The 22,089-nt window shown below is 43.4% G+C and carries 21 protein-coding genes and 2 tRNA genes; 10 read left to right on the top strand and 13 right to left on the bottom strand.

Features of this window, described 5'->3' with window-relative positions; genetic code table 11:
• Window positions 1–14: 14 nt before the first annotated feature.
• The gene (locus JKJ11_RS11850; protein WP_124940061.1) at window positions 15–701 is read right to left on the bottom strand and encodes an SDR family oxidoreductase; all 687 of its coding nucleotides are present in this window, start codon (window positions 699–701) and stop codon (window positions 15–17) included.
• A gap of 54 nt (window positions 702–755) precedes the next feature.
• Here JKJ11_RS11850 and JKJ11_RS11845 point away from each other — a divergent pair, with 54 nt between their 5' ends.
• The 3 genes from JKJ11_RS11845 to JKJ11_RS11835 are packed head-to-tail and all read left to right on the top strand — an operon-like array spanning window position 756 to window position 2,413.
• On the top strand, window positions 756–1,685 hold the full coding sequence (locus tag JKJ11_RS11845) for a histone deacetylase family protein (protein ID WP_198558093.1): 930 nt from the start codon (window positions 756–758) through the stop codon (window positions 1,683–1,685).
• Complete coding sequence (locus tag JKJ11_RS11840; RefSeq protein ID WP_006070057.1) at window positions 1,682–2,170, top strand: NUDIX domain-containing protein; 489 nt, start codon at window positions 1,682–1,684, stop codon at window positions 2,168–2,170. The genes JKJ11_RS11845 and JKJ11_RS11840 overlap by 4 nt, the downstream gene beginning before the upstream one ends.
• A 54-nt stretch (window positions 2,171–2,224) precedes the next feature.
• Window positions 2,225–2,413 carry a DUF2986 domain-containing protein gene (locus JKJ11_RS11835; RefSeq protein ID WP_006070058.1) on the top strand — a complete coding sequence of 63 codons (189 nt, stop codon included), beginning with the start codon at window positions 2,225–2,227 and terminating at the stop codon, window positions 2,411–2,413.
• 375 nt (window positions 2,414–2,788) lie between these two features.
• Here JKJ11_RS11835 and JKJ11_RS11830 read toward each other — a convergent pair.
• From JKJ11_RS11830 to JKJ11_RS11815, 4 genes are all read right to left on the bottom strand, one after another.
• Window positions 2,789–2,879: transfer RNA gene (locus JKJ11_RS11830), tRNA-Ser, on the bottom strand.
• A 161-nt stretch (window positions 2,880–3,040) separates the two neighbouring features.
• Window positions 3,041–3,117 (bottom strand) — tRNA-Pro (locus tag JKJ11_RS11825).
• A gap of 63 nt (window positions 3,118–3,180) precedes the next feature.
• Window positions 3,181–5,004, bottom strand: a complete 1,824-nt coding sequence (locus tag JKJ11_RS11820) for a DUF3413 domain-containing protein (protein WP_252038235.1) — start codon at window positions 5,002–5,004, stop codon at window positions 3,181–3,183.
• Window positions 5,005–5,030: 26 nt separating this feature from the next.
• Window positions 5,031–5,258, bottom strand: a complete 228-nt coding sequence (locus tag JKJ11_RS11815; protein WP_006070060.1) for a YejL family protein — start codon at window positions 5,256–5,258, stop codon at window positions 5,031–5,033.
• Between the two features lie 84 nt (window positions 5,259–5,342).
• Here JKJ11_RS11815 and yejK point away from each other — a divergent pair, with 84 nt between their 5' ends.
• The 4 genes from yejK (at window position 5,343) to asd (ending at window position 10,387) form a co-directional block, all read left to right on the top strand.
• Window positions 5,343–6,341, top strand: a complete 999-nt coding sequence (yejK, locus tag JKJ11_RS11810; RefSeq protein WP_031494007.1) for a nucleoid-associated protein YejK — start codon at window positions 5,343–5,345, stop codon at window positions 6,339–6,341.
• 66 nt (window positions 6,342–6,407) lie between these two features.
• Window positions 6,408–7,715, top strand: coding sequence for an Hpt domain-containing protein (locus JKJ11_RS11805; RefSeq protein ID WP_252038234.1), 1,308 nt, complete (start codon window positions 6,408–6,410; stop codon window positions 7,713–7,715).
• 177 nt (window positions 7,716–7,892) lie between these two features.
• Window positions 7,893–9,095: a chemotaxis protein gene (locus JKJ11_RS11800; RefSeq protein WP_252038233.1), complete on the top strand. Its 1,203-nt coding sequence runs from the start codon at window positions 7,893–7,895 to the stop codon at window positions 9,093–9,095.
• Window positions 9,096–9,268: 173 nt separating this feature from the next.
• Window positions 9,269–10,387 carry an aspartate-semialdehyde dehydrogenase gene (gene asd, locus JKJ11_RS11795; protein ID WP_006070064.1) on the top strand — a complete coding sequence of 373 codons (1,119 nt, stop codon included), beginning with the start codon at window positions 9,269–9,271 and terminating at the stop codon, window positions 10,385–10,387.
• 65 nt (window positions 10,388–10,452) lie between these two features.
• On the opposite strand, the gene JKJ11_RS11790 is transcribed toward asd, so the two are convergent.
• Window positions 10,453–11,298 carry an ion transporter gene (locus tag JKJ11_RS11790; protein ID WP_006070065.1) on the bottom strand — a complete coding sequence of 282 codons (846 nt, stop codon included), beginning with the start codon at window positions 11,296–11,298 and terminating at the stop codon, window positions 10,453–10,455.
• A 142-nt stretch (window positions 11,299–11,440) separates the two neighbouring features.
• A complete protein-coding gene (locus JKJ11_RS11785) occupies window positions 11,441–12,079 on the bottom strand; it encodes a YchE family NAAT transporter (RefSeq protein WP_006070066.1) in 639 nt (212 codons plus the stop codon).
• Window positions 12,080–12,738: 659 nt separating this feature from the next.
• On the opposite strand from JKJ11_RS11785, the gene adhE reads away from it, so the two are divergent.
• Window positions 12,739–15,438: a bifunctional acetaldehyde-CoA/alcohol dehydrogenase gene (gene adhE, locus JKJ11_RS11780; RefSeq protein ID WP_062457764.1), complete on the top strand. Its 2,700-nt coding sequence runs from the start codon at window positions 12,739–12,741 to the stop codon at window positions 15,436–15,438.
• 133 nt (window positions 15,439–15,571) lie between these two features.
• On the opposite strand, the gene JKJ11_RS11775 is transcribed toward adhE, so the two are convergent.
• The 3 genes from JKJ11_RS11775 to sodB all read right to left on the bottom strand — a co-directional run bounded on the left by JKJ11_RS11775 (window position 15,572) and on the right by sodB (window position 17,669).
• Complete coding sequence (locus JKJ11_RS11775) at window positions 15,572–16,246, bottom strand: SDR family oxidoreductase (protein ID WP_038229491.1); 675 nt, start codon at window positions 16,244–16,246, stop codon at window positions 15,572–15,574.
• Window positions 16,247–16,455: 209 nt separating this feature from the next.
• Window positions 16,456–16,962, bottom strand: coding sequence for a VC2046/SO_2500 family protein (locus JKJ11_RS11770; RefSeq protein ID WP_252038232.1), 507 nt, complete (start codon window positions 16,960–16,962; stop codon window positions 16,456–16,458).
• A gap of 122 nt (window positions 16,963–17,084) precedes the next feature.
• Window positions 17,085–17,669, bottom strand: coding sequence for a superoxide dismutase [Fe] (gene sodB, locus JKJ11_RS11765; RefSeq protein WP_031493433.1), 585 nt, complete (start codon window positions 17,667–17,669; stop codon window positions 17,085–17,087).
• Between the two features lie 300 nt (window positions 17,670–17,969).
• On the opposite strand from sodB, the gene JKJ11_RS11760 reads away from it, so the two are divergent.
• Window positions 17,970–18,308, top strand: a complete 339-nt coding sequence (locus JKJ11_RS11760) for a Grx4 family monothiol glutaredoxin (RefSeq protein ID WP_252038231.1) — start codon at window positions 17,970–17,972, stop codon at window positions 18,306–18,308.
• Between the two features lie 91 nt (window positions 18,309–18,399).
• On the opposite strand, the gene JKJ11_RS11755 is transcribed toward JKJ11_RS11760, so the two are convergent.
• Complete coding sequence (locus tag JKJ11_RS11755) at window positions 18,400–19,725, bottom strand: Na+/H+ antiporter family protein (protein ID WP_088875961.1); 1,326 nt, start codon at window positions 19,723–19,725, stop codon at window positions 18,400–18,402.
• A 25-nt stretch (window positions 19,726–19,750) separates the two neighbouring features.
• Complete coding sequence (gene rnt / locus JKJ11_RS11750; RefSeq protein WP_062458260.1) at window positions 19,751–20,404, bottom strand: ribonuclease T; 654 nt, start codon at window positions 20,402–20,404, stop codon at window positions 19,751–19,753.
• 342 nt (window positions 20,405–20,746) lie between these two features.
• Between rnt and motY the strand changes: the two genes are divergently transcribed.
• Entirely contained in the window at window positions 20,747–21,589 is an 843-nt protein-coding gene (gene motY, locus JKJ11_RS11745) for a flagellar protein MotY (protein ID WP_412104838.1), read from the top strand.
• 69 nt (window positions 21,590–21,658) lie between these two features.
• On the opposite strand, the gene gloA is transcribed toward motY, so the two are convergent.
• Window positions 21,659–22,075, bottom strand: a complete 417-nt coding sequence (gene gloA / locus JKJ11_RS11740) for a lactoylglutathione lyase (RefSeq protein WP_006072936.1) — start codon at window positions 22,073–22,075, stop codon at window positions 21,659–21,661.
• Window positions 22,076–22,089: the final 14 nt, after the last annotated feature.

Raw genomic sequence — 22,089 nt, 5'->3', positions numbered from 1 at the left:
GAATGACTAATGACCTACCAAGGAAGTGGTTGACCGTCGAAGTTAATAAATTGGCCTGACTGGTTGGAGTCAGCGTTTTCGATGACCTTGAACAAGCCAGATGCTGATTCTGTGGTTGAGATAAGAGCATTTGGACCGCCCATCTCGGTTTGAACCCAACCCGGATGTAATGCCAGAACGGTAATACCTTCTTGGCTTAAATCGTTACTCAAACTCTTAACTACTGAGTTCAGTGCGGCTTTTGAGGAGCGATAGATGTACCCACCACCTGATGTGTTTTCTGTCATGCTACCAACTTTAGAGGATAAGCACGCAATTTTCCTAACCGCGGAGCGTTGAATTTTGGGATACAGCGCTTCCACCAATTTAAGCGGAGCGATGGTGTTTATTTCTAACACCTTGCGCCACTCATCGATGTCTGTATTGCCGAAACCGTAGCCTTTGGGGCCATAATAGCCTGCATTATTGATTACTATATCTAGGTTGGGTAACTGTGCGAGAAGTTGCGGATAGGTTGGATAATCGGTGACGTCAAAGCAGTATGTAGACAGGTTTGACTCACTTACCTCCAGAGACAGCAGCTCCTTAGCGCTGCATGCACTGCGATAAGTGGCGTGTACTTGGTAGCCAGATTGAAGGTATCTTTTGGTAAGAGCAAGACCAATACCTCGATTTGCCCCTGTAATGAATACGGTTTTCATATGTGCTCCCTAACGATAAGATGCTCCCATTATAAATGAAATCTAGAGCGTCTGATGCACAACAACGTTGTTCCTTTGATTTATCACCCTATCTATTCTGATTTACCATTGCCAGAAGGACATCGTTATCCTATCAACAAATACCGTTTGCTGTATGAAGAGGTTGAGCGAAAGTATTTACACTTGGCTGAATCTCCTTTTGTCATAAAAACACCTAGCCCGTTGACGGTAGAGCAAGTGCAACAGGTTCACTGTAGAGACTATGTTGAGGGTTTGGTCACAGGAAGCTTACCTGCAGCGAAGATAAGAAGAATAGGCTTTCCTTGGACAGAGCAGCTTATTCAACGAACACTGATCTCAGCTGGTGGGACGTGTTTAGCAGCACAACAAGCGATGGAGTATGGTTTAGCGATTCACTTAAGTGGCGGTTATCATCACGCCCATTACGATTTTGGTAGTGGTTTCTGCTTGTTCAATGACCTTATTATCGCCGCGCAAAATGCAATAGAGCATGGGATGGAGAAAGTACTGATTGTTGATAGTGATGTACATCATGGCGATGGAAGTGCGACCCTTGCCGCAGGTACTGATCAAATAGTGACTCTATCACTTCATTGCGAAAAGAACTTTCCCGCGAGAAAGCCGTTATCTGATATGGATGTGCCTTTAAGTCGAGGTGCGAGTGACAAAGAGTTCTTGGCAAGCTTCAAGCAGGTGGTTGAACTAGCAATACGACTGCATCAACCCGATCTGATTATTTATGACGCGGGTGTAGATATTCACGAGGACGATGAACTAGGCTATCTACAAGTGACCTTGGACGGAGTATGCCAGCGTGATTTATGGATGCTGGACTACTGTCGAAATAAAGGTATCCCTGTCGCTTGTGTCGTTGGTGGTGGTTATCGAACAGAGCATAGCGATTTAATTCCTATTCACATGTCACTTATCGATGCGGCATACCAGCAAAGGAGCGGCAAATGAAGCACAGAATAAGAGCGGCAGGTATCGCGTTACAAAATAATAAGATACTAATGCTTCGTGTGCGCGACCAATACTCGGGAGAATACTGGATTCCACCGGGTGGTGGCCTTGAGGATTCGGATGTGTCTTCCAAGCAAGCGTTAGTGCGAGAGTTTCGTGAAGAGACTGGGCTTGATGTGACCGTCGGGCCGTTATTGTGTGTACGGGAGTTTCATGAGACCTCATCCGATCGCTACCACGTTGAGTTGTTTTATTTAGTTGAGTCATGGAGAGGAGAGCTTTCTCTAGTTAACCTAGAGGGACTTAATGACTCTGAGTACATTCAACAAGTAGCTTGGGTTGATGTTGAAGATCTCAATCAATACAAAGTCTTTCCAGCTGACATTGTGTCTACGGTACTTCCACTGATTCAAGCCAAGCAGTTTGCGACCCATTTAGGAAGTTATGTCCAAGGAGAGAATGACGATGTGAACCACCTAGATTAACGGCAATAACCTCTGTATGATGCACGACCAACACAGAACCAATGAGTACCTGCGATGAACCGAAAGAAAAAAATCAACCAGATTCATAAAGCGCGAATGAAAAAAGCGAACGCTAAAAAGAATGGCGCAGGGAAGAATAAACCGCGTTACATATCTAAAGCCGAACGTGCGAAGATGGAAGCGGAGCAAGAAGCACAAAATAATAATGAAGTGTTAGATGCGCCTGAACAGGCAACATCATAATGTTTAGCAAGTCTGGTTGAGCAGTTTAAAACCGCTCAACCCCAACCATATCAATTACTTCAACTTCAGCTTCTTCTCAAGCACTGCGCAGTGCAAAAAGTATCACCAGAAACTCTTAAGCCAAGATTCCTTAAATAAGACGCACAATTTCATGTGAGCGTTTTCAGGGAAAGGAATCGCTATGACCTTAAATCGACATACTTATTTTATTAATACAGCTTTACGCCATGACTCGGCGGTGTAGTCAGTATAAACCATCATTTCTTTACGTTTGTAGGTAAGCACACTGCGGATATTTGATACGTGTTGTTAAGTAGGTGTATAGAAACGCTAGATGCAAAAAAGCCGCTACTTAGTAGCGGCTTTTTCTGAATGTGGCGGAGAGATAGGGATTTGAACCCTAGATACGCTATTAACGTATGCCGGTTTTCAAGACCGGTGCTTTCAACCACTCAGCCATCTCTCCGTTGTTGATGCGCATAATAATAGGCATCTTACTGTTTGTAAACCCTTATTTTAACTGTTTGCTGCAATTATAAGCACTTGAATTAAAAAATAGGTTTGGGTGTCTATAAACTAAACATTTCTTTAGTAAAAAGCCCCTAGTTTTCACTAGGGGCTTGAATATGGTCGGACTGACTGGATTTGAACCAGCGACCCCCGACACCCCATGACGGTGCGCTACCAAGCTGCGCTACAGTCCGATGGGATTAATCTAAACCAGAGGATTTTCTAGGTCAAGAGTCCAGAGTTATTAAATCCTTGATTTACTGACTTTTTGCGTAGAAACGTTGTAGTTCTGTGAAGCCTTGCATCAGTATCGGCAGCTTCGGATTCTTATCGTCTAGTTTACGATAGTTGTGATCGTATAAGCTGTAGTTACCAAATTTATCGACAACAGTAGTATCTGTCGGCGTAATTAATGCTAGCTCTCTAGTGTCCCCTGCGATAATCCATTTGCGTTTACGTTCATCAAACAAGTTACGACCACTGCTGTAGTTTTTCACATTCGTGGACACGCCACTTAAGTCTTGCATGATGGTTGCTGAGAGATCAAGGTGACTGGTCATATGGGTATAGTCTGCAGCTAGTTTTCCAGGCCAATGGACCACCATCGGAACGTGAAGTTGATATTGACTGTAGTTGGTATTAGAGCCCCAACTGCGCGTCTTCGTTTCGTTGAATTCAGTGCCATGATTAGACGTAAGAATAATCACGGTGTTGTTCATCAACCCTTGGTCAGCGATTGTTTGCAATATTTTAGCAAACTCACCATCCGCTGCTGTCGCTGCAGCAGAATAAGCAGCAATAAACTGCTGTTCCGGTGATAAGTCAGTGCCTTGTGGTTGATAGGCGTCGAAGTTATCAACGGTCGTAAGTTCTATGTAGCTGAACCAAGGTTTTCCGGTCCCTGATTCAATATCAGCTTGCCAACGTTTGATGGCAGTGAGGTCAGAGACGACAGGTGGGTTCGTTTCACCTTCTTGCTGAACGGTTAGGTCTACCATAGGGAATTTGCGGAACATGGTGTCTCTATAAATATCATCTTCAAAATTATCACCGCTATAGAGTTTGAAACTATAGCCTTGGTCGCGAAGAATTGACATAAACAGAGGCGCAGTCCCTTGAGCTTTGATGCTACTTGCGTAGCTACTTGGCAGACCATACATCAACCCGAATACACCAAGATCATCATTGCTGGAGCTATAGTGATTAGTGAAATTCTGGTTGTTTAGAGCAAAGCCATAACTAACAGGCATGGTCTCCGCAGTTAACATATCGCTGCGTAAGTTATTAATGCTAACGACAAGTACGTTTAAATTTTCTGAGCGACGATTGAACTCTATCTCTGTTAATGGATAGCTAACAAGGTCTACCGCACCTTCATTCTCTTTTAATTTTTGAAGGTATTCTTCTCTATCCAATAGACCATGCTTTTCCATGAATGACTTAGCTGTCATTGGGTAAGAAAGCGGGAAGTTCGCTTTTTGAATGGTAATTGGATTATAGAAATAAGCATCTGCCCAGATAAAAATCAGGTGGCTAGAAATAAAGCACAAGAAGAACACTGCCGTGAGTGGGCGTCCGACATGCTTGTGGGAGAGTTTACGTTGTTTCTTCCAAACCCACTCTGAAAGTGCCAACTGCGCTAAGAATATTGGCGGTAACACAATAAATAGATGTTGTAGGTCCGAACTTATCGGGCTACTTTCGTCATTGAACAGTAGCTCCCATACTACCGGAGAAAGGTGTAAGTTGATTGACTGGTATGCTTGAGTATCAATGAGTAGGACTGTGAGTCCAAACGTTGCGAAACAAACGGCAAGCAGCCTAAAGAGCTTGCGCGAAGGAACAATAAACGTTAGCGGAAATAACACTAAAAGATACAAGGCAAATACTAAAAAGCCAAAATGCCCAATCCACGAGGTCAGCAGATAGATCTGCCCCAACAGTGTATCTGGCCATGGCGACGCGGCGATATAACGCGTGCCAACCAACATAGCTGCGATAATATTGAAGAACGCAAACCAGTGTCCCCAACCGACTAGTCGTGAGACTCGTTCACCATATGAATTTTCGCTATCTACCATCTGCCGTTTTTTCTGTCCGTAGTTGATTAGTGTTGGTCTTTAGTTTCTAGAGAAGAAATCAGAGCCTTAGAGAATTTTTCCGCAATTGCTTGGCGTTGTGAAGGAGCAACGTTCTGATTTAAGACATTGGTTGCGATATTGCCTGCAATCATAAGTGAAAGTTCTGCACTTGCGCCATGCTTATCAAGCACTGCTGCAACTTCAGAAAGGATATCTTCAACTTGTTGATCGGTATATTTAGATGTAATTGGCATAAAGACTCTGCTAATGATAATGAAAGCGGCTTATGATACCCTACTCTGCATCACAAACGAAACAGCAACGATAATAATTTCACTATGAGTTTGAACCTATCTAACGTTATTTTACACCAGTTGGCGATAAATGAGCAGGAAGAACTGGTTGTTCATTACCGTGAGGCCCTTTTACCAAACGATAATTCAACCGAAAGCCTTGTTGCTGAGCTTCATCGCGTATTTAATTCGAAAGCAGGAAAAGGATTTGGTTCCTTCACTCAAGAAAGTGACTTCCAAGTTTGGTTGGGTGAGCTGCTAAAAGGTGATAAAGACTTTTACGCATTCTCGCAAGACAGCGCCGAGCGACTAAAAACTGAGTTAGCTAAATACCCATTTGCAGAAGCGGGTACCTTGGTAATGGCACAGTATCAGTCTTTAGCAACCGACTATCTGTTCATTGGTTTGCTGCCTTCATACAACAGCTTGCAAATAACCGAAGGGTTGAACATCGGTTCAATTGATTATCTCGATATCGCCAAGATGGACATTGCCGCACGCATTGACCTAACCAGTTATGACCTAGATAAAAGCTCTAACCGTTATCTTACCTACATCAAAGGTAGGGTAGGTCGTAAAGTAGCAGACTTCTTCCTCGACTTTTTGCAGGCACAGGTGGGGCTGGATACTAAACAGCAAAATACCATTTTGATGCAAGCGGTAGAGGATTATTGTGCGGATGCTCAGCTTGATAAAGATGAAACCGTTAGTTACAAGAAGCAGGTCTTTGATTACTGCAGTGATCAGTTGAAGACTGGTGATGAAGTTCAAATAAAAGAACTGTCCGGAGAGTTACCTAGTAATGAAGGCGCGAGCTTTTTAGATTACACTCAAGAACAAGGCTATGATCTTGAAGACAGTTTTCCAGCAGATCGCTCCACAGTTCGCAAGCTAACAAAATTTGTTGGTGCAGGTGGTGGACTGAACTTAAGCTTTGATAGTCTATTACTGGGTGAGCGCGTATTTTACGATCCAGAAACTGATACATTGACGATCAAGGGGACACCTCCTAATCTCAGAGATCAGTTGACTCGGAACCGATAAAATAACGAAAGCGCTGCCTTGTGTAGCGCTTTTTAGATCGCAAGAACCAAGGAAGGGGAACGGTTGTTGAATTCTTATAAACGTCTTTTTACTGTCGTTGCCATTATTGGCATGATGTGGGCGCTGGCCATTTCGGTTGTCGTTTACCTGACTTCTAAAGAAGATCAAATTAACCATTTAATGGATGAGATATCCATTAGTATCAATAAGCTGCAGCAGACTCTCTTTCTCCCTCAACCTTATCGCTCTAAGTTTTCGGAACAGATAGAGCTTGATATTCAGTTAATACATGCGCAAGCGATTCAACTTAAATCTCTAACCAGCTCAGATCTACTTTCCGACGTATCACACACTGTATATTTGCTAGAACGGTTTGTTGAGCAGGCAGAATTGCTTGCAAGTGATGAAACTCGTCTTGATGAGTTTATCGCGCGAGTTAGCGAGCAAACGCCAACATTTAGTGCAAGTGCAAAAGCGCTAAGTAATCAATTGTCTTATGTAGTATTGGACACATTGTTTAATGAATCTATCGAGCCAAGACAAGTCTATCTGCGTCTAGAAGAAATTCAGCGTGCGGCGTATCAACTACCAGAAGAGGATAGGTTGGAGCTATTAGCTCTGAACTCTCAAGCATCGGTACTACTCTCACAATCTGCGAATACTGAGTTCCTAATCGAACGAGTTGTAAATCACCCGGTGATGCGTGAGCTTTCTCAAAGAACGGATCAATCTAAGCTTATCGTTAATCATCAAATATTAATTATAGTAATGCTAAGTATTGTCGCGATGGCTCTAATCATCCTAATTGCGATCCGGACAATGCGTGTCGCTCAGGATAGTCAATTGCAGCCTACTACCCAGTCATTGGCGACGGAAAGCTCGGTTGAGCAGGAGCAGCATATCTCAGAGCATGAATTAGCACTCGCTGTGGAAATTGAATCACAAGCCGTGCCTAATCAACCCAAAAACGCACTGAATGAGGAGACTGAGGTAGAAACTGAGCAGCAAGCTCCAGCTCAAAGGAAGAAGAGTTTTGAGGCGATAGATTTCTCAAAGATGTTGAACACTCTTGACGGTGACCGAGAGTCTATGTTGTTGCTATTGGGGGTATTTGTTTCAGAGCACGCGCAAGATGCAGAAAGATTACAACAACATTTAACCGACGACATTGAACAAGCCACGCGTATTGCTCATACGTTGAAAGGCGTGTCTGGAAGTATTTTTGCTGATGAACTTCGTAATGTTGCGACAGTAGCGGAAAAAAGCTTGAAAGAGAGTCAAACGTTATCTGAAACAGTGCTCTCTGAGCTGGACAATAATTTACAGCAAGCGATAGTGTCAGCGCAGGCCTACATTGCGCAATCGACGACCTAGTACTTTGAATTAGCGAAAACAGCCTAAGGTTTTCACGCATTTAGGTTAAAGGTTGAAGATGCACCTTGAAAAGAGTTTGTCAAAATCACTCAAAAATACTGACACTTAGCGAGAACTTTGTGTTTTAGAAGTATAATGAATGTGTTGTACATTTATTCACGATCAGAGGCTTTTTTGATGAACGCATTGCGCGCCACTCGCAATTTTCTTTTACTACTGCTCATGGTAGCTCTCTCAGGCTGCTCACTTCTCGAGGTTCAACTCGATAGCCAAACGACCCCGCTGACGAAGCAAGAATTGAATATGCGCTTGATGACGCGAGAATACAGTCGTGAGTTTTTTAGCCAAGTTGAATTAACAGCGGACTCACTTGCGGCTCAGTATCCTGAAAATGACGTGATGAACCAATCGTACGTGTTACTTTGGAAAATCCATGCAGAAGAGGGCCTACAACAAGCTGCTTATCAAGTTTCGCCGACTGCAGGGTTGATCGATTCGTGGGTGTTTACGATCCAGATGAATAACTTTTTCAACCAAGGTAATGGTCAAGCTCTGTTTACAAGTGATGATGCTAAACAAGTGTCTCAGCAACTTAGCAGCGAAATTGATCAGTTAGCAAAATCGTTATTCAAAGGTGATAGCTACGCAACTAGCAAAGAGTTTGTCGAGAAATTTGCCGCGTTACACCCTTTTGAAAATCTAACTTTTTCTAGAACACCGGCTTATCGTGAGTGGTTAAAAGCGCAGGGGATTGACGAAAGTGAAGTTACAACAACGCTTGGAACCATGCCAGAAGCACTATCGGATGTCTCGGACCGTTTATCTCTTATGTCGGAACAAACACCAAAGCTAATGACGTGGAAAGCGCAGCTGATTGCATTAAATAGCAACGTAAATGGTGATGACATTCGAGGAGCTATCCAGAGCTTCCAATTAAGTGCAGACGCGTTTCAGGACTTTGTTAACAATAATCCCGAGTACATGAGAGATCTAGCGCAGAAGATGGCGATTGAATTGCAGCCACTACTCAATGATCTGGATGCTAAGACTCAAGATAAGTTGACGCAGTTAAGCGCGGAAAGACAAGCCCTTGATGATATGGTGGCGAGAGAGCGTGAAGAGTTAATTAAAATGGTTGAACGTGAACGGAAGGAAATTGCGCTTATCGTTAATCAAGAGAGAGAACTGTTTGCTCAAGACCTCGACAAGATTTCTCAAGATGTCGTAACGTTAGCTGTAGAAAAACTTATCCAACTGATTAAGAGCACTATTGTTTACTTTATCTTGTTTATTTTGGTGATCTTTTTTGCGCCTCTCGGGCTTGGTTACATCCTTGGTAAGAAGGTTCAAGCAAGAAAAGAAAGTAAAACAAGCGCGTAAATTTATAGAAGCCCCGTATTGGGGCTTTTTTACAACTTAATCTTTTCAAATTAGCAAAACTGGTAGGGTTAGTTAAAAAAAGACACACTTATTGTTACTTTGCTCTTGTGTTATGGCTCGGAAAATTTTATAGATGGAGTAGCCTTTTTTAAATTCACACGGAGAGTAATTCAATGAGAGTAGGTTTAGTTGGTTGGCGCGGCATGGTTGGTTCGGTATTGATGCAGCGTATGGTCGAAGAAAAAGACTTCGACGTTATCGAACCAGTATTCTACAGTACCTCTCAAGTAGGTATCCCTGCCCCTAACTTCGGCAAAGATGCCGGTATGCTTCAAGATGCTTTTGATATCGAAAGCTTGAAACAACTTGATGCAGTCATTACCTGTCAAGGTGGTAGCTACACAGAAAAAGTCTATCCTGCATTACGTCAAGCTGGTTGGAAAGGCTATTGGATTGATGCAGCTTCTACTCTCCGTATGGACAAAGACTCTATCATTACTTTAGACCCAGTGAACTTAGGTCAGATTCAAGATGGTCTAATTAAAGGCACAAACACTTTTGTTGGCGGTAACTGTACCGTGAGCTTGATGTTGCTTGGTTTAGGTGGCCTGTATGAAAAAGGCATGGTCGAATGGATGAGTGCCATGACGTACCAAGCGGCTTCTGGTGCCGGTGCCAAAAACATGCGTGAGCTTATTTCACAAATGGGTGTAGTTAATGATGCTGTCTCTTCAGAGCTTGCAAACCCAGCTAGTTCGATTCTAGACATCGACCGTAAAGTGGCTGAGACTATTCGTTCGTCTTCTTTCCCAACGGATCAATTTGGTGTGCCTTTGGCTGGCTCTCTCATTCCATGGATCGACGTAAAACGCGATAACGGTCAAAGTAAAGAAGAATGGAAAGCTGGCGTTGAAGCCAACAAGATCCTTGGTACGGATGGCAACCCAATTGCTATCGATGGTACTTGTGTTCGTATCGGCGCGATGCGTTGTCATGCTCAAGCACTCACAATCAAGCTTAAGCAAGATGTACCAATGGATGAAATCGAAGAGATCATCGCCACTCATAATGACTGGGTTAAAGTTATCCCGAATGAGCGTGACATTACCGCTCAAGAACTGACTCCGGCGAAAGTTACCGGCACGATGTCTATCCCTGTTGGTCGTCTAAGAAAGATGGCGATGGGTAATGACTTCTTGAATGCGTTCACTGTAGGTGACCAGTTACTTTGGGGGGCTGCGGAACCGCTACGCCGTACACTGCGCATTATTCTTGCAGAAAAAGCATCGTAATCAATGCATTGAACAATAAAAAAGCCCTCAAGATGAGGGCTTTTTTTGGTATTGGGGGGCGGAAATTATTCTTCTGAACTGGCTGTCACACGCTCGTCTGGTGGAGCAAGTTCACTGCCACAGTGCTTGCAGTGCAAAGCATCACTTTCGTGTCCCGCCTTTGAGCAGTTTGGACACTTTACCAGGTTCCTATGTGTCTTCATTTCTTGATTTAGCTCCGCCGTAATAATACCAGTAGGCACTGCAAGAATAGAGTAACCGAGTAGCATGGTTAATGATGCCAGCGCTTTGCCAAGAGGTGTACTTGGCACCAAATCGCCGTAGCCAACCGTCGTTATAGTGACGATCGCCCAGTAAATACTTTGTGGGATGCTAGTAAAACCATTCTCGGGGCCTTCTATAACGAAGATCAAAGCACCAAATATGGTGACTAGAATTGCTACTGTGCTGAAGAATACAAAGATCTTACGTCTCGACATGAGTAGAGAACGCAACAAAATATTTGAATCTTGAAGATAGCGCACGAGCTTTAAGATTCGGAATATTCTCATGACTCGAAGCAGCCTGATTACCCCCATAAACGAAGCCGATGGGAAAAGAAGGGCTAGGTAGGTCGGTAAAATGGCAAGGAGGTCAACCACACCGTAAAAACTTGTGGCGTACGCTTTGGGTTTTGGAGAACAATACAGCCGGAGTATATATTCCACTGTAAATAATGCAGTAAAGAAGTACTCGAGTAGTTGAAATTCTTGATCCCATTCTGTCGCAAGCCCTTCGATTGAGTGAAGGATTAACACTGTGAGCGAAAGAAGAATGGCAATAATGAGCGCAATATCAAACGCTCGTCCCGCTCGGGTATTATGGCCAAATATGATGACGTAAAGCTGATGCTTTAACCGATTGTTTTCCATAGCAAGTACATTTCGTTAACGACTAAAAACTAGTATATACCTAAGTGAGGTGTAGGGGCAGGGGGCTTAGTTTCGGAGAGCGGAAATTAAGGGCAGACGCAAGGTAGCCCCACCTTTATTAAAGTGGGGTTTGAAAGATTATTTAAGCCAAACCAGGGAACAAAGCTTTAAGGCCATTTGCCATAAACTCAATACCCAATGCACCGAGAATCAAACCCATGATACGGGTGATTACGTTAATTCCTGTCTGCCCTAAGAAACGCACGATTAAAGGCGCTGAGCGATAAAGTAGCCACGAACACAGAGCAAAAGCGATAATGGTAATGATGATACCCGTTGTTTCCAGCATTCCTGGGTAGCGAGCGCCATAGACAATAGTAGAGCTTATCGCACCAGGCCCCGCCATTAATGGCATTGCCAGTGGAACGACGCCGATTTGCTCTTTGCTGACATACTCCGATTTTTCTTGTTTATTCTGCTTATCTTCACCGAGCTTACCCGACATCATTGAAAACGCGATGCTCAGTAGCAGCAAACCACCGGCAACGCGGAATGAGTCTAGCGAGATACTAAACATATCAAGAAGTACTTGGCCTGCTAACAACGAGGTGATCAAGATGATAGCGACAGCAATATTGGCTGTCGCTGCGGTTTTGTTTTTATCTTCGAGCGACATATGTCCAGTTAGCGACACAAAAACCGGCATGATTCCTACAGGGTTCACTGCGGCAACTAGACCTAAGAAGAACTGCAAATAAATAGCGAATTCGATACTACTCATTTCTCGATACTCTATGTGAAAGAGGTGGATAACATGGGCGTGGAGTCCCCAATTTTAGGACGCTAATGTACGCTAACATTTGTCGATAAGCGAATGAAAAAATCTAACGATATGTCACTCAATAACCACAAAAAATCTAATGGCAAATGATGCTGGTCGCATTTATGAATAGAATGTGAAAATAAATTTCAATACCAGTAGCAAACTGAATTGAAGCTTGTTTCGTATTTGTTATCGCGAGCACGTTTTTGATAAAAAAATGTGATGTCGGTGGTTTTAGAGGTGGCTGCGGATATACTTGCTGTAGCACGTGCAGGGTGGTTTACTTGATTTATCTGTACAAAAATGAAACTTTTTTACAGAAATTTGTAGTTTATTTAAAAAAATCATTCGATTGCTGTAATTTTGAGCTAAGTATTTTACTCAATATAATTATTATAAAACAATTACTTACCTTGCATTACCCTTAATGGTTACTACTAAGTAGGTAAATTACTTTTCAGAACTGATCTGAGTCAATTTTTTTCACGTCCTGAAATATTATACTCAGCCATGAAAGCAATTTACTAAGTAGAGTTGAGTTACCTAAGAGTAACTATTGATGGCAAACAGCTAACTTACTAAAAAGTTTTTAGTTTTTTTATTTTAGGAGATTCATTATGCCTGTAACAAATATGGCTGAACTAGATGCAATGGTTGCACGTGTTAAAGCGGCACAAGCAGAATTTGCAACTTACTCTCAAGAGCAAGTTGACAAGATTTTCCGCGCAGCATCTTTAGCAGCTAACCAAGCTCGTATCCCTCTTGCACAACAAGCGGTAGAAGAGTCTGGTATGGGTATCGTTGAAGATAAAGTTATCAAGAACCACTTTGCGTCTGAGTTCATCTACAACAAATACAAAGACGAGAAAACTTGTGGCATTCTTGAAGAAGACGACAACCTAGGCACTATGACTATCGCTGAGCCTGTAGGCATCATCTGCGGTATCGTACCAACAACTAACCCAACTTCTACTGCAATCTTCAAATCTCTAATCTCTTTGAAGACTCGTAACGGTATCATCTTCTCGCCACACCCACGTGCGAAGAACTCTACTAACGATGCAGCTAAACTAGTTCTAGATGCAGCAGTAGCAGCAGGTGCTCCAAAAGACATCATCGGTTGGATCGACCAACCATCTGTAGAGCTTTCTAACGCTCTTATGAAGCACGACGACATCGCTCTTATCCTTGCAACTGGTGGTCCAGGCATGGTTAAAGCAGCTTACTCTTCTGGTAAGCCAGCAATCGGTGTAGGTGCAGGTAACGTTCCTGTAGTCATCGACGAAACTGCTGACGTTAAACGTGCAGTTGCCTCTATCCTTATGTCTAAAACGTTCGATAACGGCGTAGTTTGTGCTTCTGAGCAGGCTGCAATCGTTGTTGACTCTGTATACGACGAAGTTAAAGAGCGTTTCGCTTCTCACAAAGCATACGTTCTAAGCAAAGCTGAAGCTGAGAAAGTACGTAAAGTACTTCTAATCGACGGCAACCTTAATGCTAAGATCGTAGGTCAACCAGCTCCAGCAATCGCTGAAATGGCAGGCGTTAAAGTTCCAGCTGACACTAAAGTTCTAGTTGGTGAAGGTCTAGGTAAAGTTTCTTACGACGACGCATTTGCTCACGAGAAACTATCTCCAACTCTAGGTCTATTCCGCGCTGACGATTTCGAAGATGCAGTTGCTCAAGCAGTAACTATGGTTGAAATCGGTGGTATCGGTCACACATCTGGTCTATACACAAACCAAGACGTTAACGCTGACCGCATCCGTTACTTCGGTGACAAGATGAAGACTGCACGTATCCTTGTAAACATCCCAACTACTCACGGTGGTATCGGTGACCTTTACAACTTCAACGTTGCACCTTCTCTAACTCTAGGTTGTGGTTCTTGGGGTGGTAACTCTATCTCTGAGAACGTAGGTCCTAAACACCTAATCAACAAGAAAACTGTAGCGAAGCGAGCTGAAAACATGTTGTGGCACAAACTACCTAAGTCTATCTACTTCCGTCGTGGTAGCCTTCCAATCGCTCTTAGCGACCTAGAAGGTAAGAAGCGCGTATTCCTAGTAACTGACCGTTTCCTATTCAACAACGGTTACAGTGATGAAGTAGTGAAGCTTCTTAAAGCTCAAGGCATGGAAGTTCAAACTTTCTTCGACGTAGAAGCGGATCCAACGCTATCTGTTGTTAAGAAAGGTGCTGAAGCAATGCAAAGCTTCCAACCAGACGTAATCATCGCTCTAGGTGGTGGTTCTCCGATGGATGCTGCTAAGATCATGTGGGTAATGTACGAGCACCCAGAAACTCACTTCGAAGAGCTTGCAATGCGCTTTATGGACATCCGTAAACGTATCTACAAGTTCCCTAAAATGGGTCAAAAAGCTGAGCTTGTATGTATCACTACAACATCTGGTACTGGTTCTGAAGTTACTCCATTCGCAGTTGTTACAGACGACGAGACTGGTGCTAAGTACCCACTAGCTGACTACGAACTAACTCCTAACATGGCTATCGTTGATGCGAACCTTGTTATGAACATGCCTAAGTCTCTAACAGCATTCGGTGGTTACGATGCAGTAACTCACGCTCTAGAAGCTTACGTATCAGTTCTAGCGAACGAATACTCTGATGGTCAGGCTCTACAAGCACTTAAGATGCTTAAAGAGTACCTACCTTCAAGCTATGCGAACGGTGCAAATGACCCAATCGCTCGTGAAAAAGTACACAACGCGGCAACTATCGCTGGTGTAGCATTTGCGAACGCTTTCCTAGGTGTTTGTCACTCAATGGCTCACAAGATTGGTGCTGAGTTCCACCTACCACACGGTCTGGCGAACGCACTACTAATCTCTAACGTTGTTCGTTACAACGCTAACGACAACCCAACTAAGCAAACTGCGTTCTCTCAGTACGACCGTCCACAAGCACGTCGTCGTTACGCTGAAGTAGCTGACCACCTAGGCCTAAGCCAAGCTGGTGACCGTACTGCTCAGAAGATTGAACGTCTGCTAGCATGGATGGAAGAGCTTAAGCAAGACCTAGACATCCCAGCTTCTATCCAAGCTGCAGGTGTAGCTGAGTCTGACTTCCTAGCGAAGCTTGACGAGCTAGCGGTTGAAGCGTTCGATGACCAATGTACTGGTGCGAACCCACGCTACCCTCTAATCTCTGAGCTTAAAGAAGTTCTGAAAGCGGCTTACTACGGTAAAGCATTCGTTGAAGGTGAAACTTTCGAAGGTACGACTGTTATCAAGAAGAAAGCAGACCAAGAAGCTAAGCCAGCAGCTAAAGCTAAAAAAGAGAAAGCTGAAGCTTAATTCAGTTGTAGATTTTCGCTAGCACGAAAACTAAATCGGGAAAAATGATAAAGCCCCTTCAGAAATGAAGGGGCTTTTTTTGTCCGGTTTTCAAAGAGTCCCTACTTATGGCGTTACTCGAACCTGTGCACGGCTATGCTTCAGTGCTTACAACTCGACCACTGAAATAATCATTACTCACTATGTATTCCGTTGTTCTCGTTAGCTCGTCCTGCACTTCTGACCAATTTGTGGCAATGTGATAGTTATGCGTTGTGACCGGAATGACACCTCCAACACGTACATTGTGTGCTTTTAGTTCTTTCGCCCAACTTTTGGTAAACCCGGTCACCATCGACGTCGTGTTATCCAAATCACTATGATGCTGATCTGGCTCTTGCGCGACCACATTGACTATCACACCAGATTGGTGAATAGCCATGCGCTCCGCTGCCACTTGTCCAAACATAAATAGACTGGAGGCGAGCATAGAGAATTTTTGAATAAAGCTCGAGTTTGATGAACTTCCTGTTAAGGATTGTTGTGGGAGTGATGTCCAATGATTAACCAGAACATCAGGAGATCGACCAGTTTTTGACTCAATCACATTGAACAGAGATTCTACCGAATCTAACGATATATCCTCAATCTCAACCATGTCGACAAGCTCGGTAAGTTCGAGGCAACGCCGGTAAGTAGCGAGTAATGAAGATGGATTCACATCGCACAGAACAATACGGGCACCAAGTTTAGCAAAGTGCAACGCAATCATTGCACCCAAGCTAGTCCCTGCGGATGTGATAAGTACAACTGAATTTTTAATGATCATAGTTACCCCGAAAGTGTCGGTTTCGGATAGATTTAGCCAAAAAGGCATTCCCCTGAATTAATAACTTGGTAGAAAAACTGTGAATCAAATGTGAATAACTTCAAACTTTTCTAGAAAAGTGCTAAACGAAAGGGTTATTTCTGCCACATATCACATTGTGTACGGAAAAAGTGGACAAGATTACATTAGTAACCACTTATAAAGTGTGGTTAAGCTTGGATAGCTAACGTATCTTTACGGTAGGCGGTGGAAAGGTGGTTATATAAGTAATCTATATTATTTGGGGTATTAACAGACCCTTGAGCCAACCGTCGGCGCGTATGTCCTGACAGATTTTGATAGACTTCTTCACTGAGACCTATGGTATCTGTTGGCTGGTAGTTTAGAGGTTCAGGTGTGCTGTAATGCTGAAGTTTTGCGCTTGCCAGGCCACCTTGGTGGAATTGATTAGCAATTGCCGCTGAGGTTTGATAATCATCCAACTCCCCCTGAAGTTTCTGAGCAGTAGGGACATTGAAGCGTTGGCGCAATACTGTTTCGTCCGCTATAGCAGTATCGATATCCTCAATGACGCTGGTTTCACGGCAGTCATGACTGAACATAGATAGCATTAATGCGAAATCAGCGCGTCTACCTTGTTCTACGGCACGGCAAAGCGACGTACCACATTGTAGTTCGTTGATTAAATTCGCTTTGTCTAAGCTATGAATTTGCATATATACCCCTCATGACTCTTTCTTTATCGGCATGAGGCTAGGGGGCTTTAGTAATAATTGGCGGTTATCATAAAAAAAGACCTGCGAAAGCAGGCCTTTAAAGTAATCAGTTATCGATCCGATTATTTAGCTAGGTTTTCTTCTACGAATGCCCAGTTAACTAAAGCCCAGAAACCATTCATGTAGTCTGGACGAAGGTTACGGTAATCGATGTAGTAAGCGTGTTCCCACAGGTCTACAGTTAGTAGTGGAGTCACACCTTCTTCTGTTAGTGGAGTCGCTGCGTTTGAAGTGTTCACGATATCTAGAGAACCGTCAGCTTTCTTAACTAACCAAGTCCATGAAGAACCGAAGTTGTTGATTGCAGAATCAGTGAACTTAGCTTTGAACTCTTCGAACGAGCCGAATGCAGCGTTGATTGCATCAGCAACCGCACCTGTTGGTTCGCCGCCAGCGTTTGGCGCTAGACAGTGCCAGTAGAACGTGTGGTTCCAAATCTGAGCTGCGTTGTTGAAAACACCGCCAGTTGAAGTCTTAACGATCTCTTCTAGTGTTTTACCTTCAAACTCAGTACCTGGAATTAGGCCGTTTAGTTTAACAACGTAAGTGTTGTGGTGCTTACCGTGATGGTAGTCCAGAGTTTCTGCTGAGATATGTGGTTCTAGAGCATCTTTTGCGTAAGGAAGTGCTGGTAGTTCGAATGCCATTGCTCGCTTCTCCATTGATTATTAGCGGGTTTTTACCCTGATTGCTTCCAAGATATTTATTATTGAGTCGGGTGTTGACTGACTGCTTGCTATTTTAGCAAGTTTTTACTTTATTAAAAGAGTTCTCAAGAAAATTTATTGTTATGACTTATTAAAAACCGAACTCAGGTAGCTAAGATTAGAGTCGGTTGCATCACATCTTAGCTACAATAGTATAACCACATAATTATTGTGCTTTTTATTCTGTGGCGATTCGCTAGAATGTGACCATATCCGCAGTAAAAGCATTTCGAGGAAGCAATGGAAACTATCGATAAAATCAAACAGCAAATTGAAGAAAACGCAATTCTTCTTTACATGAAGGGTTCACCTAAATTGCCTAGCTGTGGCTTTTCTTCTCAAGCTGCTCAAGCACTAATGGGTTGTGGTGAAAAATTTGCCTACGTAGACATTCTACAAAACCCAGATATTCGCTCTGAACTGCCTAAGTACGCACAATGGCCAACGTTCCCACAACTATGGGTTGAAGGTGAGCTAATTGGTGGCTGTGACATCATTATGGAAATGTTCCAAAAGGGTGAACTACAACCTCTAATCAAAGAAGCGGCTGCACGTAACGCTGGTGAAGAAGAAGCGTAACGCGTTGATTTCAATCATTCCTCTTTATTGAGTGATGACAGAAATAAAAAAGGCTTGGTCAATGACCAAGCCTTTTTCGTATCTGATGTGATTACAGAACCATGGCTGCAATCCAACCGAAAATAATCAGTGGGATGTTGTAGTGAATAAAGGTCGGAACAACAGTTTCCCAAATGTGTTCGTGTTGGCCGTCGGCATTCAATCCCGAGGTTGGACCTAGGGTTGAGTCAGAAGCTGGAGAGCCTGCATCACCAAGGGCAGCGGCGGTACCAACTAGAGCAATTGTTGCCATTGGTGAGAAGCCAAATGCCAGTGCCAGAGGCACATAAATAGTTGCGATAATTGGGATGGTTGAGAACGAAGAACCGATACCCATAGTAACTAGCAAACCGACGATAAGCATAAGCAGAGCAGCTAGTGGTTTATTGTCACCAATACTTGTTGATAGTGCTGCCACTAAAGATTCTACGCCGCCCGTTTGTTTCATTACTGCGGCAAATCCAGCAGCAGAAATCATGATGAAGCCAATCATTGCCATCATGTGAACACCCTTAGTGAACACATCTTGGGTTTCTTTCCAAGCGATAACACCGCCAAACGTGAAAACCATGAAACCTGCAAGTGCACCAATGATCATAGAACCAGATGTTAACTGCACAGCAAGCGCTGCGACGATACCTGCAATGGCTACAGCAATGTTTTTCTTATTAATATGTGTTGGCTCTTCATCGATTTGAGTCATCTCCGTTTCAGCATACACACGAGGTTTTCTATAACTAAAGAAAATAGCAAATAGGAGGCCAGTGATCATACCAGCAGCAGGAAGAAGCATTGCCATTGGCACTTGTGCCGCTGTCACTGATTCCAAACCGTTGTCATGAAGGTTCTTAAGCAAAATGTTGTTTAGAAAAATGCCACCGAAACCAACAGGTAACACCATATAAGGCGTCACCAAACCAAAAGTTAGTACACATGCTACCAGTCGACGGTCGAGCTTTAACTTGGCAAAAACGCCCAATAGAGGTGGAATTAAAATTGGGATAAAGGCGATGTGTACAGGAATAATGTTCTGCGAAGACATGGTAACGAGAATGAGTGCTGCAAGTACCGCATATTTTAGGCCAGTAGTTGAAGCAGAGCTTTCTTTGCCATGAATACGCTTAATAACACTTTGAGCTAACAGGTCAGTGATGCCAGACTTTGAAATTGCCACCGCAAAGGTACCAAGCATTGCGTAGCTTAGCGCGATGGTTGCACCACCACCTAAACCACCTTCAAAGGCGCTCACAGCTTCAGTCAATGACATACCAGACACGACGCCACCAACAATGGCACTGAATGTTAACGCAACGACAACGTTAACTCGCATCAAGGCCAAAACCAGCATGATGCAAACGGAAATAACGACAGGATTCATATTAATCTCTAAAAGTTGTGTTTATTTATTCTTGGGCTTGTTCATCAACAATAGGCCAGCCACCAAGCGCTTTCCATTTGTTGACGATTCGACAAAATAACTCAGCCGTCTTTTGAGTGTCATAAAGGGCAGAGTGAGCCTCTCTATTGTCAAACTCCATACCTGCGGCTTTACAAGCTTTTGCCAATACCGTTTGACCATAAGCTAAACCACTTAGAGTGGCTGTATCGAAAGTGGCAAACGGGTGGAAGGGAACACGCTTAAGTTTAGCGCGCTCATTCGCTGCACTAACAAAACTATGATCAAAGTTAGCATTGTGAGCCACCATGATAGCTCGGCTGCAATCATGTTGCTTTTGCTCTTTGCGAATGACTTTGTAGATTTCTTTAAGTGCTTCCTGTTCGGGCACAGCACCTCGAAGCGGACTAAATGGGTCGCGAATCCCTGTAAATTCCAGTGCTTCTTTCTCTAGGTTAGCGCCTTCAAATGGCTCTATGTGAAAGTGCAAGACGGAAGCTGGCTGCAAATTTCCTTGGTCGTCCATGGTTAAAGTGATTGCGCAAATCTCTAATAACGCATCGGTCTTAGCATTGAAACCTGCGGTCTCAACGTCAACGACGACGGGAAAATAGCCACGGAATCGCTTTTTTAGGGTGAGTGCTTCGTTTTCTACGGTCATTTCAGAGTTTTCTAGTGTGACGAAGGCAGCATTATTGCAGATTATCCAACTATAAAAAACCAGACGAGTCATTTAATTTTCGCAGACAAAGTTTGAAAAATCATGCTTGGCTATGATTCATGACTATTTATCAAAACATTAAAGGGAACAAGTTGAACAAAGAAGCAGAGGAAACGTATGTTGGTGAATTGAGCCGATAACATGGCGAGGTTTTTGCAGTAACTGATGTGGAGATCCATCTAGCACGTAGAGCGGCAAAACTGTGCCGTCGCGTATATTGCAAAAGAGTTACTTAACTGTATGAAATTAAAAGCCTTACTAACAATATCACTGTTGCCTATTATGACTGCTACTGCGGCCAATGCGGCAATTGAGAAACGTTATGTGGCAACACCAACACAGTCACAATGGGAAATGGTCAGTAATTCTCCGCTAGAATGCCGACTTGTTCATCCGATTCCTAATTTCGGTGACGCGGAGTTCATCGCACGTGCAAGCAAGAAGATGAATCTGGATTTTGAATTAAAAATGCGCCGTTCTATGGGCGAAACTCGAAATGTGAGTTTGGTGTCTTTACCGCCTCCATGGAGACCGGGTGACAGTGCCGACAGAATTACTAACTTACAGTTCTTTAAGCAGTTTGATGGCTATGTCGGTGGACAGGCTGCTTGGAGTATATTGAGTGAGCTGGAAAAAGGACGCTATCCAACTTTCAGTTATCAAGATTGGCAAAGTAGAGATGAGCGAATCGAGGTCTCGTTGTCTTCGGTTTTATTCCAAGCCAAATACAATGTCTTTAGTGACTGTATCGCCAATCTATTACCTTATAGCTTCGAAGACATTTCATTCACGATTTTACATTATGACCGTAATAGTGAGCAGTTGAATAAGACTTCCCAACATAGGCTTGAGCAAATCGCCGAGTATGTTCGATACAATCAAGATATCGATTTGGTTCTCGTCTCGACCTATACGGATTCTTCAGATTCCAAAGGTGAGAGCCAACAACTTTCCGATAAACGCGCATCGATTCTGCAAGACTATTTTCAATCACTGGGACTACCTAAAGACCGTATTCAAGTTCAAGGCTATGGGAAGCGTCGTCCTGTTGCTGAAAATTCTTCTCCAATAGGTAAAGCGAAGAATCAGCGCGTGGTGATTTCTTTCGGGCGTACCGAAGTTTAGTTTTGATAGAAAAAAACGCCAGCTAACTAAGCTGGCGTTTTAAATTAAGGCGTGGTGAAAGAGTAGAGATTACCCCTCTAAACCTGCACTTGCTTGTTTGTTCTGAATAAGCTCAATCATGTAGCCATCAGGGTCTTTTACGAATGCAATTTGAGTGGTGCCACCTTTCACAGGACCTGGCTCACGAGTGACGTTACCGCCTGCTGTTTTAATTGCATCACAAGTACTGTAAATATCATCGACACCAATAGCGATATGACCGTAAGCGCTGCCCAGATCGTATTCAGTTACGCCCCAATTGTAGGTTAACTCAATTACTGCGCCTTCTGACTCGTCACCAAACCCTAAAAACGCTAACGTGTATTTATATTCAGTATTTTCGTTTTTACGTAGCAACTTCATTCCAATAACGTCGGTATAGAAAGAAATTGACTTGTCTAAATCACCCACGCGCAGCATGGTGTGAAGGATACGGCCGTTAGACATAACATTGCTCCTTT

The organism is Vibrio sp. SCSIO 43133 (assembly GCF_023716845.1).
Taxonomy (GTDB): domain Bacteria; phylum Pseudomonadota; class Gammaproteobacteria; order Enterobacterales; family Vibrionaceae; genus Vibrio; species Vibrio mediterranei.
The sequence above is the reverse complement of the archived record's forward strand: the minus strand, read 5'-3'. Positions and strand labels throughout refer to the sequence as shown.